Consider the following 15,411-nt stretch of genomic DNA (forward strand, 5'->3'; position numbering starts at 1 on the left):
TACGTAGGTGTGGAAGGAGGAAGCCGATGACCAACACCGGTATGTTCTTCAGAATGCTGTTCAGCGCCGTGTTCCGCCGGCGTTCGCGCGCGGTGATGGCCGTGGTGGCGTCGCTGGTCGGCGCGGCCACACTGTTCTGCCTGGCGATGATCTGCCTCGCCGTGCCGCAGCAGATGAACGAGGAGATGCGTGCGTACGGCGCGAACCTGATTGTCACGCCCACCGAATCGACCAATGCTGACGGCAAGGCCGGCATCGACAAGGCGATGGTGCAGCACACCACTGAAATGGTCAAGGCCAAGGGTTCCGCGAAATACGCCACCTACCGCTACGAGAACGTGCGCGTCAACGCCTCGCCGTACGTGATGGCCGGCGTGAATGCGGCGCAGGTCAAGAACCTCAACCATCACTGGGTGGTCGACGGCTCGTGGCCGACCGACGGCAAGGTGCTGGTCGGACGCGACATCGCCGACGCCATCGGCCTGAGAATCGGCTCCGCCATCACCATCGGCTACCGTGCATCCGATAACGCCAGCACCAACGGCACTTCGTCGAACTCCTCGATCGACCAGCAAACCAAAGACGGCCGTGTCTCCAGTGACATCATGGACACCTCCGGTACCGAATTCCGCGTGGCCGGCATCGTGGACACCGGCGGCAGTGAGGACTCGATCATCTACGCCACCAACGCCGACGTCAACAAGCTCACCGGCATCACGCGCGGCGTGGACGTCATCGAGTATTCGGCCGGTGCCAGCGATCTCGCGGGCTTGGTGTCCAGTATCAACGACATGACCTCCATGCACGTTAAGGCACAGCAGGTCACCAAGATCACCGCCTCCGACACCCGCATCATCACCATGCTGCAGACGCTGTTCTGGATCGTCTCGCTGGTGGTGCTGGTGCTGACGCTCGTCGGCGTCGGCACCACAATCAGCTCGATCGTCTCGCAGCGACGCAACGAGATTGGCCTGCGCAAGGCCCTCGGTGCCAGCTCGCGTGCCATCGGCACCGAGTTCTACATCGAATCGTCGCTCTACGGCCTGATTGGCGGCCTCATCGGCACCACAATCGGCTACGGACTCGCCAGTTGGCTGTGCGTGGCGGTGTTCGAACGCTCCATCGTATTCAACTGGTGGCTGGCGCTGATTTCCGTGCTGTTCAGCGCGCTGGTCGCCATCGTCGCCTCCATCCCGCCCGTCCACCGCGCCACCCGCATCGACCCCGCCGTCGTGCTTCGCGAAGAATAAAGAAAGAGAAACGTCATGCTACTTGAACTCGACCACATCTCGAAGATCTACGGCGACCTGCATGCCGTGGACGACCTCAATCTGACCGTGCCGGAAGGCGAATGGCTCGCCATCGTCGGCTCCTCCGGCTCAGGCAAAACCACGCTGATGAACATGATTGGCTGCATGGACACGCCCTCCAAGGGCTCCGTGAAGCTGGAAGGCCGCAAGCTGGAGGACCTGAACGCCACGCAGCTGGCCGACGTGCGCAAGAACCTCATCGGACTGGTGTTCCAGAAGTTCTATCTGGTGCCGCACCTGACCGCCGTGGAAAACGTGATGGTGGCCCAGTACTACCATTCGGCGGTCGATGAGAAGCAGGCCATGGAGGCGCTGGAAAAGGTCGGCCTGAAGGACCGCGCCCACCACCTGCCCGGCCAGCTCTCCGGCGGCGAGCAGCAGCGCGTGTGCGTGGCCCGCGCGCTGATCAACGACCCGAAGCTGATTCTGGCTGATGAGCCCACCGGCAACCTCGACGAGAAAAACGAGAAAATCGTGCTCGACCTGTTCCGCAAGCTGCACGAGCAGGGCACCACGATTATCGTGGTCACCCACGATGCGCTGGTCGCCAGCTGCGCGCAGCGCGAGATCATGCTCAACCATGGCGTGCTCGTCGGTGAGAAGTGGAATGACGAGGATGCGCGCAAGGCCTATGAGGCGGCCGGTGGCAAGCCCGCCTCCACGGGCGCGCAGGTCGAGGGCGCGCAGAACGGCGAGACCGCCATTGGTTTCGCTGACCCCACCAAGGCCGCGAAAACCGGCGGCGAGGAGTAGGGCCGTCAGGGGTATCGAGCAGTATGTGAGGAATACATGGCAAGCTGATGGTCTCTCCCCCAGTCAGCTTCGCTGACAGCCCCCTCGTCAGAGGGGGCTTAAGGAGCGTGAATATGACCGAAAAGAATACGTTGAAGAAATCCGCGACATTGGCGGCGGCCGGACTGGTCGTGGCTGGCGCGCTGCTGGCCGGGTGCGGCGAATCCAAGGCCACGCCGATGGACGATGCGTACGCCGGCAACTCGGGCGAGACCGAGAAGTCGCAGGAAGAGCAGTCGCAATCCCAGTCGAACGGCTCCGATAGCTCCGACGGCTCCGATTCCGGTTCATCGCACAACGACCCGTCCACCACCACGTCCGACAAGAAGGACACCGGCAACTACAAGGACGGCAACTACTCGATCAACGGCCAGTACGGCCCGATAGGCGAGGATTCCATCGACGTCCATCTGACCATCAAGGACGGCAACGTCGAGACCGTCAAAATCATTGGGCACCCGTTCACCACGATTTCCAAGAACCATCAGGACGACTTCGCCAAAGCCATTAACGGCGTGGTGGACGGCAAACCTCTGAAGGGTCTCAAAGTGGACAAGGTCGCCGGCGCCAGCTGGACCTCCGACGCCTTCAACAAAGCCCTCGAAGTCGCCCGCCAGGAGGCTTCGATTCAGGAGTAAGACCGCTACTTCAGCAATGCTGGCCACAGCAGATCGGCCATGCGCGAGGCCCAGGCGGTGTCGTCGTCCATTGCTTTGCCCTCGATGGCCTCATACGCCACCAAAGATCCGATAATCGTGGACAACAGCAACTTCTCGTCAACGTCCTCGCGAAACACGCCCTGCGCGACTCCCTGCTTGAGGAACGCCCCCACACGCTCCAGCCACGGGGTCACCACCTGGTCGACGATGTGCTGGAAGAACTCGGCCTCGCTGGACAATACAATGCCCACGCGCTTGACGTCGATGTCGTTGTCGCGCACCCAATCGACCAATCGGTGCAAAAGTTGCGTGAAATGCTCACGCGTGGGGCTGGGCACTGGGTCGGAATCCGGGATGGCCAGATACATCGCGCTGATCTCGTGCAGCAGTTCGTCGGCATTATGATATCGGCGGTAAATCGTGGTTTTGGCCACACCGGAGCGACGGGCCACCTCCTCGATGGTCACGCCGCTGATGCCGCGGTCCACCGCAATCTGCAGCGTGGCTCGCATGAGCTTGCGATCCGTCGCCTCGCGCGTGCGCTCACCGCGCGGTGTCGCCGTCGTGTCTGTCATCTCCGCCATCTCTTCTCTTCGAAATATGCTCTCGTACGCTCCCGCCGGCGGGAGCTGGCTGGCAAAGCCAGACTGAGGGTGGTAAGTCCATGCCGTTTGTAGGCAACTCCCGGATAATACCTACTAGCTCAGCACTTTAGTGCTCTCGACTTTGGCTACATACCACTGGTTGAACCGCACCAGTGGCTTCCTGAGCAACAGCCCAAGCAACAGTAGCGGCGGCACGAATGCCAGCAGCATTCCGACGGCCCGCCAGTAATCCATGTCGTAGATGCCGGCGATGGCCGCACGCATCATCGTCACCGCATGGGTGAGCGGCAAGAACGGACTGACTTTGGCGATGAAGTCGGGCAACATCTGCACCGGGTAGGCAGCGTTCGCACCCGAAATCTGCACGATGAGCATAAGCACGCCGATTGCCTTACCCACATTGCCGAAACTCACCACCATCGTATAGGTGAAGAACGAGAACACCAGCGAGGCCAGCCATCCAGACAACATAAACAGCAGCGGATGCACGGCCTGCACGCGCAGGAACAGCAGATCGCCACCGAGCGACACCGTGGATTGCAGCAGCGCAATCAGCGCGAACACCCCGTAATGCCCAAGGAAGAGCCGATGCGGCCGCGGATCGCCCAATGCTTTGCGCGTCCGGCGAGACACGGTGGTTTTCAGCGTCACCACCATCAGCAGCGCGCCCACCCACAGCGGCAGCAGCGTGTAGAACGATGCCATCGACGAACCGAAATTCGCCACCGGGAATACGGCCTTGCGCCTGAGCTGCACCGGCGCGGCCAACGTACTGGCCAGCGTTTCGGGATCATTGCCCAGCACCTCTTTGACCATGCTCATATCGCCACTGTTTAGTGCGTCGCTCAGTGTGCTGTTGAACGAAGCCAGTTCGGCGCCGGCGGAACGCAGTTTGCCGGACACCTTGTCCAAGGTAGTGCGAGCGTCGCTGAGCATATCGCTGGCGTCGTCGGAAGTCCCCTTCAGGTCGCCGAGCGTGGAGTCCAACTGGGTGGCGCCGGAACTCAGTATGCCGGAGGCGCCAGCGACGGTGGACGACAGGGAGTCGATTTGCGGTTTCACCGTGGCCGAGAAATCTGACTTGATATTGGCAATACTGTTCTGCGCTTGATCAGCCAGATTCTTGACCTGCGCATGCTGATCCAGCGCGTCCTGATTGCCTTGGCGAATATCGGTCGCCGCCGTATTCAGCGCTTGCCGCAGCCTGTTTTGTCGTGCGATTGAACGGTCAATCGCCGTGATGATGGATGAGTCGTTGCCCAGTATGCCGGCCAACGTGTTGCGAATTCCAGTGTATTTCTCCGTCTGCTTGCCAATGGCCGTGGCTTGACGGTCCAATTCGTCGGCGGCCGTGGTGGCACCATCATCCGCGTCGGAATACAGCTTGTCTATGGAATCGGACACCGCGCCGAAACTGGAGGCGCTCGCGTCCAGTGCGCTGCTCATCGCGTCAGCGGTGGTGCCCAAGGCTCCGGCCACGCCGGTGACTTCCTGTTTGGCGCTGGCAAGATCCTTGCCGCCTTGTTTGGCGGCAGAGGAAACCTGAGTGATCAGTGAGTTCGAGGTGTCGAGCAAAGCGCCGGCCGTATCGGTCAATGCGCTGTATGTGCCAAGCAGATCCGCCGTATCGTCAAGCTGTGTGGCGAAATTGGCGATGTTGGCGTTGAAGGTATTCAGTTGCTCTTTGGCCTCGGGCTTGGACAGCTGATCGGCCAGCGAAGACGCGATTTCCAGCCCGGCCGAAGTGATGGTCTTAGCGAACGTGGTGTTGATTTCCGCCGCAACCTCATCCGTGCCCTCGTTGAGCAGATTCGGTGCCAGCGCGTTCTTCTTCTCGTTGCGGTAATAGGTCAGTTCGGCATGCTGCACGTCGTCGGAGAAGAAGGTCATCATGTCTTTGCTGAACGACTTCGGAATTACGATGGCCGCGTAGTATTTGCCGGATCGTGCGCCCTCGACGGCATCGGCTTTGGACGTGATCGTCCAATCGAGCTGACTGTTGGCGCGCAGCGCGTTCACCACCTGATCGCCGACCGTGACTTTCACCGGGATCAGGTCGGAACGATACCCCTCATCCACATTCGCCACCGCGAATTTCAGGTTCTTCATATTCGAGAACGGGTCCCAGCATGCGGCCACGTTGAACCAGGTGAACAGGCCAGGAATCATCACCAAGCCGATCACGATGATGATGGAGACCACGTTGCTGGTCAGGCGTTTGATGTCGCCGGTAAACAGTTTCCACATGGTGTTCATCGTGCGTGCCTGCCTTCCTTGGTCGGCGGAATAGTGGGGATGATTGCGGTAACGGCGGCGCTCGGGTCCGCTTCTTCGTGGCGTTCGGCGGAGGCGTCGCGACGCTTGGCATTATGCCCGTACAGCATGGCGCGGATCGACTCGTCGGAGAGGTTGCCGAGCTCGGTTTGGCGGCGGATGGAATCGCGCATGAATTCCACGACCATCAGGAAGCCCATGATGATGAGCACCCATGCCAGCCATGTGCCCATGACTACGATTTTCTCGCTGGTGGTCAGCGCAAACACGATAATGAGCGCGGCCGGCACCACGAATCCGGCGATAAGCGCACCCAGCAGCAGCCGGGGATACTGGTAGGCGAATTTGGCGGCCCGACGTTCGATGGCATGACGGTATTCGTCGCGGTCGGCCAGTGCTGCAATGGCCTGAGTGACACGGTATTCGCTGCCGGGCAGGTGCACCGGCTCGCCGATAATCATGTCGCTTTCCTTGATTTCCCGCACGAACAGGCGGTTGAGATTGGCCAGTTTCGGCCGGGCGCCGAGGCCAAGCGCAAAGGCCAGAACCGCGAAAACCAGCAATTTGCCGATATAGGCGAACCAGAGGCCGTCGTAGAAGCCGCCGATGGTTTCACGCATTGCGTCAATCGAATAGGTGAACGGCAGCAGCGGGTAGATGGCGCGGAAGAACGCGGGCATCATTTCAATCGGGTACAGGCCGGAGGCGCCCGGCACCTGCAGAATGACCAGCGCCACGCATACGCCTTTGCCCACGTGCATGAACATGGTGGAGAGGGCGAAAATCACCGACATATACACCAGTGAGGTGATGACGCAGGTGAGCAGAAACACTGGGGCGCTCGCGCATTGAATGCCGATGACAAGATCGCCGGTGGCCGTGACCAGGCCTTGGACGGCAGCCAGTGTGGCCAGCAACAGGAAACGACCGAGATAGCCTTGGGTTGGCGTGAGATCGTCGATGCCCTCGTCGTCGGTTTCGAGTTTGGGAATGACCACGAGCACGAACGCGCCCACCCACAAAGACAGGGTGGTGAACAGCGGTGCCATGCCGGAACCATAGGAGGCGACCGGGTAGACGGCCTGTTCGCTGATAACAGTGGGGGAGAGCATGAAGTCGGCGATTGTGGCGGCATCCAGCTTGCCGTCGGTGCCGATCAGGGAACTGAGTGAACTGGAGATGCTCAGGGCTTTGATGTCGGTGGCCAGCGTATCGAGTTTGGTTTGCACGCCGGCCAGCGCCTTATCGGTGTCGCGCAGCGCGGTCACCGTGGTGGAGGTTGCTTTGTCGAGTTGGTCGAGGGTGTGCTTCGACTGGTCGATGAGTGAGCCTTGCGACGTGATGCCGGTCGACAGAGTGCTGGCGGTCGATCTGAGGGCGTTGAGACCGGTGTTGAGCTGAGGAATGGCGCCGGAGGTGATGGTGCCGCGAGCGGTATTGGCCTCGCGCACCGTGGTTTGGGTGGCGGTATTGAGATGCTGCGCCAATCCGGCGGTGTCTGTGGAGGCGTTGCCGATAGTGGTGTTCAGGCTATCGAGGTTGCCCAGTGCGCCGGCAAGCTCGCTATTGCGGCTTTCCAGTGTGGCAATGGCGGATTGCAGCGGTTCTCGATTGGTGTTCGGCAGCCCTTTGAGCTGGTCGATGATGTCGGCGTTCGCTTGGTTGATGTCTTCCGCCGTATTGATCAGTCCGCCTACCTGCTGATTGGCGGCGCTGATGGTTCCGGTTACCGTGCCCACGCTTTGGTTGGCCTGCGCTGCGGCCTGGCTCAGCAGGCTTGAGCCTTGGTCAAGTGCTTCGGACGTGGAGGTGACGAAGCCGTTCAGACTGGTCTGGGTAGTGCCGATCAGGGTGGAGACGCCGGCCAGACCTTCTGCAGTGTCGATGCCAAGTGTGCGCGCGTCGTCCAGCGCCTGACGTGCGGTGCGTGTCTGCTCTGGGGTATCGGTGAGTTTGGTGGTGAGCTTGGCGATGGTGCTGCGTGTGTGCTGCACATCGCCGGAGGCCTCGGCAAGGGCCGTGAGGGCCTTGGCTTTGGTGGTGTCTTCGGTACTGATGGCTTTGCCGTCAACCGTATTGATGACTTCGGTAAGTACTTCGGATACGGTGGAGACGAATGTGGAATTGACCGTGCGGTCCACAGTGGACGCGCCGACGTCGGTGACTTTGGGGGCGATGGCGCTGGCTTTTTCGTTGACGTAATACTCCAGAGTGGGCCGACTCTTGCCGCCGGTCACCACGCCGGCGAGATCGTCGGAAAAGTCTTTGGGGATGATGATGGCTGCGTATGCCTTGCCGGATTCCACCTGGTCCATGGCCTCGGCTTCGGTGACGAAGGTCCAGCCGAGCTGATCGTTGCTTTTCATCTGCTTGACGATTTGATCGCCGAGGTTTTGCTTGCCGATGAGCGCGTTGTCGGTGCCGTCGTCATTGTTGGCGATGGCGACGGTGATGCCTTTGGTATTGCCGTACGGGTCCCAGAAGCCGACGATGTTGTACCACGAATACAGTGGCGGGATAAACACCATGCCGAACAGGATCACCCATGCGGCCGGCACCTTGAACAGGCGTAGGAAGTCGCGTTTGAGGACCTTGAAGATATTGCCCACTGATACCTCCGGAGCTTGGTGTTGCTTGGTTACTACGTTTTCCGTAGCGATACGTTAATCGTAGCGCTACGGTTGTAGTAGCGTAATACGGCTGCTGGAGATTAATGGGGTGATTGATGATGTTTTTGGCGGAATAACGCCGCTGCCCAGCGGCTTATCGTGCGTCGCTGGGCAGAGCGAAAGGCGTTCTGGAACTTATTGACAAGATTTCTGGATGGTTTTTGGACGTTTCCTGAACGCGATGGATAGGCTCAGTGCTCGGCAATGTAGACAGACATGTACCGACCGCCCATCAAGTTCGGCAAAACCGCAATCGGGTGATAGCGTGAGGGGACGCTATGTGAGGAGGAAACCATGGTTGAATTCAAGGACGATGGCACGGCCACTACCCCCGGCAAGCCGCGGGAGAACCGTGACGCCGAGGTTGCAGCCGTGACCGATCTGGTGGCCGCCGAACTGGACGACACCGGCTTGAACCTGAACGCCAAGCGATTACCGATTCTGGCGCGCATCTATGGCGCGGTCGTGCTGCTGGACGGACTCGCCACATTGCCGATTATGGTGATTTCCATCCTCTATACCGTGCGCGAGATTCTGGATGGTCATGTGCACGTCGATGTGATGAGCCTGACCTTCATCCTGTCCGCGATTCATGCGGTGGTGCTGGTAGTCAGTGCCGCATGCCTGATTGTGTTCGGCGTGATGCTGCTGCGCAATCATCGCCGGTATGCCGCGCGCTGGACCTACGTGCTGATGCCGTTGACGTTGGCCGACGGCATGCTGTCGCTGGCCCTGACCGGCCTTGGCTTCAACCTGCTGCTGCCGCTGATTCAGATGATTATTCTCGTCGTGATTTCGGTGACCGCCGATCCCTCCCTGAGCGGGGAACGCCGTCTGCAGCGCGCGCTCAGGCGTATGGACGATCGCGATGATTATGAATCGGCTGTGGCGGCCGGCATGCTAGGCCGCGACCAGTCCGGCAAGGGCTATATTGCGCTGGACTTCTTCAATATCTTCTGGCTGTTTACCATCGCTTCGGTGGGTGGCCTGATTGTGGAGACGATCTACCATATGGCGCTGTATAACGGTGAACTTCAGGACCGCGCGGGTTTGCTGTGGGGCCCGTTCTCGCCGATTTACGGCTGTGGTGCGGTATTGGTAACCGTGTGCCTGAATCGCCTGTGGAAGGCGAATCCGTTCTTGATTTTCTGCGCTTCGGCGGTGATCGGCGGCGCGTTCGAATATTGCACCAGCTGGTTCATGGAAGTGGCGTTTGGTATTACCGCGTGGGATTACACCGGCCGATGGCTCTCGATCGACGGGCGCACCTCCGGGCAATTCATGTTCTTCTGGGGACTGATTGGTGTGGTGTGGGTCAAGTGGCTGTTGCCGCGACTGCTGGCTTTGATTAATCGCATTCCATGGAAAGTGCGGTATTCGCTGACTGCGGTATGCACGGTGCTGATGGTGATCGACATTGCCTTCACGCTGATGGCCTTGGATTGCTGGTATGGGCGCATGGCCGGCCAGCCGCAGGATTCACCGGTCGCGATGTGGTTCAGCGAACGCTACGGCGACGCTTACATGGCCAATCGCTTCCAGACCATGCATATCGACCCTTCCAAGGCCGGGCGTATGTGAATGGCTGGCAAGTGATTACGCTTCGCGGGCAGAAGGTGCGTAGAACCTAAGACAGTCCTCGCGTGTGGGTGGTAAGCGGGATACACTTTCAAGCGTTGAAGGAATGATTCCCTCCGCTGATGCGCTGGTTTGTGACGCGCGTGATGACGATGGGACAATCAAACGAAAGGCAAGGCACATGGCCGAAGCTACAGCAAACATTGGTGTGATTGGACTGGCCGCAATGGGCTCCAATCTGGCGCGTAATCTGGCGCACCATGGCAACACGGTGGCGTTGTTCAACCGTCACTACTCGCGTACCGAGAAGCTCATGAACGAGCATGGCACCGGAGGCAACTTCGTGCCGGCCGAAACGCTCGAGGAATTCGCCGCGTCCCTGAAGCGTCCGCGTACCGCCATCATCATGGTCAAGGCCGGTGCTCCGACCGACGCGACCATCGCGCAGCTGGAAGAGGTGTTCGAACCGGGCGACATCATCGTCGACGGTGGCAACTCCTTCTTCAAGGACACCATCAAGCGTGAGAAGGAAGTACGTGCCAAGGGCTTCCACTTCGTGGGTTGCGGCGTGTCCGGTGGTGAGGAAGGCGCGCTCAACGGCCCGTCTCTGATGCCTGGTGGCACTGCGGAATCCTGGAAGACCTTGGGCCCGATTCTTCAGTCCATCGCCGCCAAGGTGAACGGCGAACCGTGCGTGACCCACATCGGCACCGATGGTGCCGGCCACTTTGTCAAGATGGTGCACAACGGCATCGAGTATGCCGATATGCAGGTGATTGGTGAGGCGTATGACATTCTGCGCCGTGGACTCGGCATGGATGCCGAGGAGATCGGCGACGTGTTCGCTGAATGGAACAAGGGCGATCTTGATTCCTACCTGATCGAGATCACCGCTGAGATTCTGCACCACAAGGATGCCGAGACCGGCAAGCCGTTCGTGGACGTGGTCGTGGATCACGCCGGCATGAAGGGTACTGGTACGTGGACCGTGCAGACCGGTCTGGAATTTGGTTCTCCTGTGGCTGCCATCGGTGAGGCAGTGTTCGCTCGCGCACTGTCTTCGCACGGTGAGCTGCGTGAAGACGCTCAGAAGGAAGGTCTGGCTGGGCCGAATAAGACCATCGATCTGGCCGGAGAGGACAAGGCCGCGTTCGTCGAGGACGTGCGCAAGGCTCTGTTTGCTTCCAAGGTCGTGGCCTATGCTCAGGGCCTGAACGAGATTCAGGACGGTGCCAAGGAATACGGCTGGGATATCAACCTGTCCGAAGTGGCCCGCATTTGGCGTGGCGGCTGCATTATTCGCGCCCAGTTCCTGCTCGACCGCATCACCGAGGCCTTCAGGGGCGATAACCCGCCGGCTTCCCTGCTGTTCGATCCGTACTTCGAGAAGATCATCGGCGAATCGCAGGACGCATGGCGTCGCGTGATCGTTCGCGCGGTGGAAGCCGGCATCCCGACCCCGGTGTTCTCCAGCTCCCTGGCTTACTACGATGGTCTGCGTTCCAAGCGCCTGCCCACCGCCCTGACCCAGTCCCAGCGTGACCTCTTCGGTGCCCACACCTACGGCCGCGTAGACAAGCCCGGCGTGTTCCACACGTTGTGGGCCGAAGAGTGCAAGCTCGAGATCGAGGCGTAGCCTCGCGATCTCGGGCTTAGGGGAGTCCGGTGGGCTCCCCGGCCCTCTTCGGAGCGAGGCGGATAAGCCTGAGATCGAGGCGCAGCCATAGACAAATTAAGCCCCCTCATCAGAGGGGGCTTAATTCACTCACAACTCGGTGACGGTTTCTTCGGTGGAGAACCAGGTGAACTCGTCCACTCCGTTGGCGTAGGAGGACGGGTAATCCGGGTTGTTGGGCTGCTCGAAGACATGGGCCAGCGATTCGGCTTTGCCGGCACCGGCGGCGAAGAACCACGTATGGCGTGAACGCGCGATGAGCGGCGCGGTCAATGAAACACGCAGCGGCGGCATCTTGGGGGAGTGGTTCACACCCATGGTGAGCCTATCGGTAACCTTGACCTCATCATGACCAGGGAACAGCGACGCATAGTGACCGTCCGGTCCCATGCCGAGAATCATCAGATCGATTACCGGTTCCGGCCCCAATTCATTCACCAACTCGCGCTCATAGTCGCTCGCGGCATCGTCCAGCAACGCATCATTCGCGGCATCGGCGGCGGCGCGAACGGAAGCATCATCGCTGTCGGCCTGATCCATCACATCGGCGATGTCATCGGCTGAACGGGTATCGGCCGCCATCTCATGAATATTCGATTCAGGCAGCTTGCCATCTGCCACCAGCTGGTCAAGCAGCAGGCGACGGGCCTCCAAAGCATTGCGATCGGTGTCGTAAGCCGGCACAAAACGTTCGTCGCTCCACCAGAAATGCACGCGCGACCAATCAATCGCATCAGCCAGCGGATCGCTCAGCACCAAGCCCAACGGCTGCGCGGCCGAACCGCCAGACAGCGCCACATCCACACGCGTGCGATGCGTGCCATCAGGCAATCGTTCGGCGAGCAAATCGAGTAGCGCCAAGACAAAACGTTGCGCGCCAGCCTGAATCATCAGATCTTTATTCGGATACACAATGAGTTTTCGAGTTGCCATGTATGGTCCTTGTATGGGGTATGTGTCGTACTTTGCAATGTGGATTGTGTTGTCAGTTGACAACGCATAATACGGGTGGCATGGCGGGAATCTAGCCATTTGCAGCAATGAAATGTGTTGTCAGTTGACAACACAATGCACATTGTGCGACATCGCATATGTCACTTTATTACTCCGCGGGCATGAGCTTCGGCATCGCATGAGGTAGGAAACGATGAGCAACGGCGTTAGCATGGCTCGGCCACAATTGCCGAACTCATGCCAACGCCGCTGTGGCAACGGGTTCTACCGACTTCAGTGACGAATCAGATCCCAGCCCTCGTTGATGACCTCGGCGTAGATCTCATCGGGGTCGATGCGACGCAGTTCCTCGGTCAGGCAGTCCTCGATGGTGCGCATCGGCACGGACACTTCCTGCGGAGTCTGGCCGGGCAGCAAGATCAGCGCTTGGTCCTCATACGGGCGTTCCAGCGAGATCACACCGTCCTCACAGGTCAGGTACACGCCGGTCACGGCCTGCGCGTCGGGCACGAACTCAGTTTCGACTGGTACGCCAAGTTTCAGACGCAGCCATGCGCACAGCATTTCCAGAGGCAGGAAGTCGGCCTTGCCGGTCACCTTCACGGCGGTGATGGGCAGGTGCGGCGGCTGATCGAGCATCGAGGCGAGCATTGCGCGCCAGACGGTCAGTCGTGTCCAGGACAAGTCGATATCTTCCGGTGTCCAATTGCGGCGCAAACGCTCAATCGTGGCCTCCGGATTATTGGAGTGCAACGCGTCGGTGATGCGACTGCGGGCCATCGCACCCATCAGATCCTTGGCCGGGTTCGACGGCGGTGTGGTCGGCCACCACGCCACTACAGGCGCATCCGGCACAAGCAGCGGGATAACCAGCGTATCCGGGTGGTTGATAAGGCCACCGCGCGGACGCAAGATGATGATCTCACCGGCACCGGCGTCCGCGCCGAATCGCACTTGGGCGTTCAGGTTGGAATCGTTCGGATCGTTCGGGCCGTCGGTCAAATCGACGGCCGGATTATCGCGATTCGCGCTCACCTCGGCGGCCACTTCGGCCGCGTTCGGTTCGCCTTCGCCGGACTGATCGGCAGGATTGGTATCCGGTACTACGGCAATCACGCGGCACGGGTGCTCACGGCTGGCCGAGTTCGCGATTTCCAGCGCATGCTCTAGGTCCGCGTCCTCGGTGGCGATGAGCAGCGTCAGCACGCGGCCGGTCGCCGATTCGCCGCGCTCCTCGTGCAGCTGTTCGATTTTGTGCGCAATCTCGCGGGTGCGGGTGTTCGGCATATCGATGATCATGGCATCCTCCAGTGGCGGCCGTCGCGCGCCAGCATTTCGTCGGCCTGTGCCGGACCCCACGTACCGGCGCGGTAGGCCTGCGGCTGGCCAAGCGTGGACCAGAATTGTTCAATCGGATCGAGGATCTCCCAGCTGAGGTTCACCTCTTCGGTGGTCGGGAACAACGGCGGATCACCGAGCAGCACGTCCAGAATCAGTCGCTCATAGGCTTCCGGCGAGTTCTCGGTGAAGGAGCGGCCGTAGCTGAAGTCCATGTTCACGTCACGGACCTCCATGGTGGAGTCGCCCGGCACCTTGGCTCCGAAGCGCATGGTGACGCCCTCGTCGGGCTGCACGCGAATCACGATGGCGTTCTTGCCGAGTTCGCGCACGGCGGTCTGCTCGAACGGCAGATGCGGGGCGCGCTTGAACACCACGGCGATTTCGGTTACACGCTTGCCGAGGCGCTTGCCGCAACGCAGGTAGAACGGCACGCCAGCCCAGCGGCGGGTGTCGATATCGAGGCGGATGGCGGCGTACGTTTCAGTGGTGCTCTTGGGGTCGATGCCTTTTTCTTCCAAGTAGCCGACCACTTCGTGCGAGCCCTGCCAGCCCTTGGCGTACTGGCCGCGCGCGGTGTTGGCAGCGAGGTCCTTGGGCAAGCGCACGGCGGAAAGCACCTTGGTCTTTTCGGCGGTCAGGTCCTTGGCGGTGAAGCTCACCGGCTCCTCCATGGCGGTCAGAGCCATGAGCTGAAGCAGGTGGTTCTGGATGACGTCGCGTGCGGCGCCGATGCCGTCGTAATAGCCGGCGCGGCCGCCGATGCCGATGTCCTCGGCCATCGTGATCTGCACGTGGTCCACATAGTTGGCGTTCCAGATCGGCTCGTACATGGCGTTGGCGAAACGCAGGGCCAGCAGGTTCTGCACGGTTTCCTTGCCGAGGTAGTGGTCGATGCGGAACACGGAGCTCGGGTCGAACACTTCGGATACCACGCTGTCGAGTTCCTTGGCGCTGGCCAGATCATGGCCGAACGGCTTCTCGATGATCACGCGGCGCCATGCGCCCTCGGACGAGCGCGACAGGCCGGAGGCGGCCAACTGCTTGGCAACCTGCGGGAAGGCGCGCGGCGGCACCGACATGTAGAAGGCATGGTTACCCTGCGTGCCGCGGTCGCGGTCAAGCTCCTGCACGGTGGCGCTCAGACGCTCGAAGGCCTCCGGGTCGTCGAACGTACCCTGCACGAAGCGGATGCCGGCGGCCAGATTGCGCCAAGTCGACTCCTTGAACGGCGTACGGCAATGCGCCTGGACGGCGGCCTTGACGAATTCGATGAACCGTTCCTGTGTCCAGTCGCGGCGGGCGAAGCCGGTCAGACCGAAGCTCGGCGGCAGTAGGCCACGGTTCGCCAGGTCGTAGACGGCCGGCAGTAGTTTCTTTTGTGCCAGATCGCCCGTGACACCGAAAATGACGAGGCTGCACGGGCCGGCGATACGGGGCAGTCTGAGGTCGCGCGAGTCGCGCAGGGGATTGCTCCAATTGGGGGATTCACTCATAATGTACAAGGGTAGTCGCCGGCGGCTATCTATCGCTAGAGGCGATATGCGATTTGGGCTG

General features: G+C 60.5%; 11 protein-coding genes. 5 read left to right on the forward strand and 6 right to left on the reverse strand.

What is annotated here, in order from left to right; all coding sequences use genetic code 11:
- Positions 1–26: 26 nt before the first annotated feature.
- From ACEUKI_RS07935 to ACEUKI_RS07945, 3 genes are all read left to right on the forward strand, one after another.
- The gene (locus ACEUKI_RS07935) at positions 27–1,250 is read left to right on the forward strand and encodes an ABC transporter permease (protein ID WP_144169582.1); all 1,224 of its coding nucleotides are present in this window, start codon (positions 27–29) and stop codon (positions 1,248–1,250) included.
- Positions 1,251–1,265: 15 nt separating this feature from the next.
- Complete coding sequence (locus ACEUKI_RS07940) at positions 1,266–2,063, forward strand: ABC transporter ATP-binding protein (protein ID WP_115769923.1); 798 nt, start codon at positions 1,266–1,268, stop codon at positions 2,061–2,063.
- Between the two features lie 113 nt (positions 2,064–2,176).
- Positions 2,177–2,740 (forward strand): FMN-binding protein, encoded by a 564-nt coding sequence (locus ACEUKI_RS07945; RefSeq protein ID WP_080785516.1) that lies wholly within the window; start codon positions 2,177–2,179, stop codon positions 2,738–2,740.
- Positions 2,741–2,745: 5 nt separating this feature from the next.
- On the opposite strand, the gene ACEUKI_RS07950 is transcribed toward ACEUKI_RS07945, so the two are convergent.
- The 3 genes from ACEUKI_RS07950 to ACEUKI_RS07960 all read right to left on the reverse strand — a co-directional run bounded on the left by ACEUKI_RS07950 (position 2,746) and on the right by ACEUKI_RS07960 (position 8,249).
- Positions 2,746–3,345, reverse strand: coding sequence for a TetR/AcrR family transcriptional regulator (locus tag ACEUKI_RS07950; RefSeq protein ID WP_080785515.1), 600 nt, complete (start codon positions 3,343–3,345; stop codon positions 2,746–2,748).
- A 114-nt stretch (positions 3,346–3,459) separates the two neighbouring features.
- Complete coding sequence (locus ACEUKI_RS07955; protein ID WP_080785514.1) at positions 3,460–5,622, reverse strand: YhgE/Pip domain-containing protein; 2,163 nt, start codon at positions 5,620–5,622, stop codon at positions 3,460–3,462.
- The gene (locus ACEUKI_RS07960; RefSeq protein WP_080785513.1) at positions 5,619–8,249 is read right to left on the reverse strand and encodes a YhgE/Pip domain-containing protein; all 2,631 of its coding nucleotides are present in this window, start codon (positions 8,247–8,249) and stop codon (positions 5,619–5,621) included. Before ACEUKI_RS07960 ends, ACEUKI_RS07955 begins: the two co-directional genes overlap by 4 nt.
- A gap of 354 nt (positions 8,250–8,603) precedes the next feature.
- On the opposite strand from ACEUKI_RS07960, the gene ACEUKI_RS07965 reads away from it, so the two are divergent.
- Together ACEUKI_RS07965 and gndA are read left to right on the forward strand one after the other, a co-directional pair.
- Entirely contained in the window at positions 8,604–9,890 is a 1,287-nt protein-coding gene (locus ACEUKI_RS07965) for a putative ABC transporter permease (RefSeq protein ID WP_080785512.1), read from the forward strand.
- Positions 9,891–10,068: 178 nt separating this feature from the next.
- Positions 10,069–11,523: an NADP-dependent phosphogluconate dehydrogenase gene (gene gndA / locus ACEUKI_RS07970; RefSeq protein ID WP_374156684.1), complete on the forward strand. Its 1,455-nt coding sequence runs from the start codon at positions 10,069–10,071 to the stop codon at positions 11,521–11,523.
- Positions 11,524–11,652: 129 nt separating this feature from the next.
- Here the strand turns inward: gndA and ACEUKI_RS07975 are convergent, their stop codons facing one another.
- The 3 genes from ACEUKI_RS07975 to zwf form a co-directional block, all read right to left on the reverse strand.
- The gene (locus tag ACEUKI_RS07975) at positions 11,653–12,495 is read right to left on the reverse strand and encodes a 6-phosphogluconolactonase (RefSeq protein WP_181896134.1); all 843 of its coding nucleotides are present in this window, start codon (positions 12,493–12,495) and stop codon (positions 11,653–11,655) included.
- 294 nt (positions 12,496–12,789) lie between these two features.
- Positions 12,790–13,815: a glucose-6-phosphate dehydrogenase assembly protein OpcA gene (locus ACEUKI_RS07980; RefSeq protein WP_080785509.1), complete on the reverse strand. Its 1,026-nt coding sequence runs from the start codon at positions 13,813–13,815 to the stop codon at positions 12,790–12,792.
- Positions 13,812–15,350 (reverse strand): glucose-6-phosphate dehydrogenase, encoded by a 1,539-nt coding sequence (gene zwf / locus ACEUKI_RS07985; RefSeq protein WP_374156685.1) that lies wholly within the window; start codon positions 15,348–15,350, stop codon positions 13,812–13,814. The genes ACEUKI_RS07980 and zwf overlap by 4 nt, the downstream gene beginning before the upstream one ends.
- Positions 15,351–15,411: the final 61 nt, after the last annotated feature.

Origin of the sequence: Bifidobacterium sp. 2450 (assembly GCF_041900695.1) — a bacterium.
Taxonomy (GTDB): Bacteria; Actinomycetota; Actinomycetes; order Actinomycetales; family Bifidobacteriaceae; genus Bifidobacterium; species Bifidobacterium longum.

Excerpts from the sequence above, each read along its gene's own strand:
- ACEUKI_RS07935 (WP_144169582.1), top strand. The coding sequence starts at position 27 with ATGACCAACACCGGTATGTTCTTCAGAATGCTGTTCAGCGCCGTGTTC.
- ACEUKI_RS07940 (WP_115769923.1), top strand. The coding sequence starts at position 1,266 with ATGCTACTTGAACTCGACCACATCTCGAAGATCTACGGCGACCTGCAT.
- ACEUKI_RS07945 (WP_080785516.1), top strand. The coding sequence starts at position 2,177 with ATGACCGAAAAGAATACGTTGAAGAAATCCGCGACATTGGCGGCGGCC.
- ACEUKI_RS07950 (WP_080785515.1), bottom strand. The coding sequence starts at position 3,345 with ATGGCGGAGATGACAGACACGACGGCGACACCGCGCGGTGAGCGCACG.
- ACEUKI_RS07955 (WP_080785514.1), bottom strand. The coding sequence starts at position 5,622 with ATGAACACCATGTGGAAACTGTTTACCGGCGACATCAAACGCCTGACC.
- ACEUKI_RS07965 (WP_080785512.1), top strand. The coding sequence starts at position 8,604 with ATGGTTGAATTCAAGGACGATGGCACGGCCACTACCCCCGGCAAGCCG.
- gndA (WP_374156684.1), top strand. The coding sequence starts at position 10,069 with ATGGCCGAAGCTACAGCAAACATTGGTGTGATTGGACTGGCCGCAATG.
- ACEUKI_RS07975 (WP_181896134.1), bottom strand. The coding sequence starts at position 12,495 with ATGGCAACTCGAAAACTCATTGTGTATCCGAATAAAGATCTGATGATT.
- ACEUKI_RS07980 (WP_080785509.1), bottom strand. The coding sequence starts at position 13,815 with ATGATCATCGATATGCCGAACACCCGCACCCGCGAGATTGCGCACAAA.
- zwf (WP_374156685.1), bottom strand. The coding sequence starts at position 15,350 with ATGAGTGAATCCCCCAATTGGAGCAATCCCCTGCGCGACTCGCGCGAC.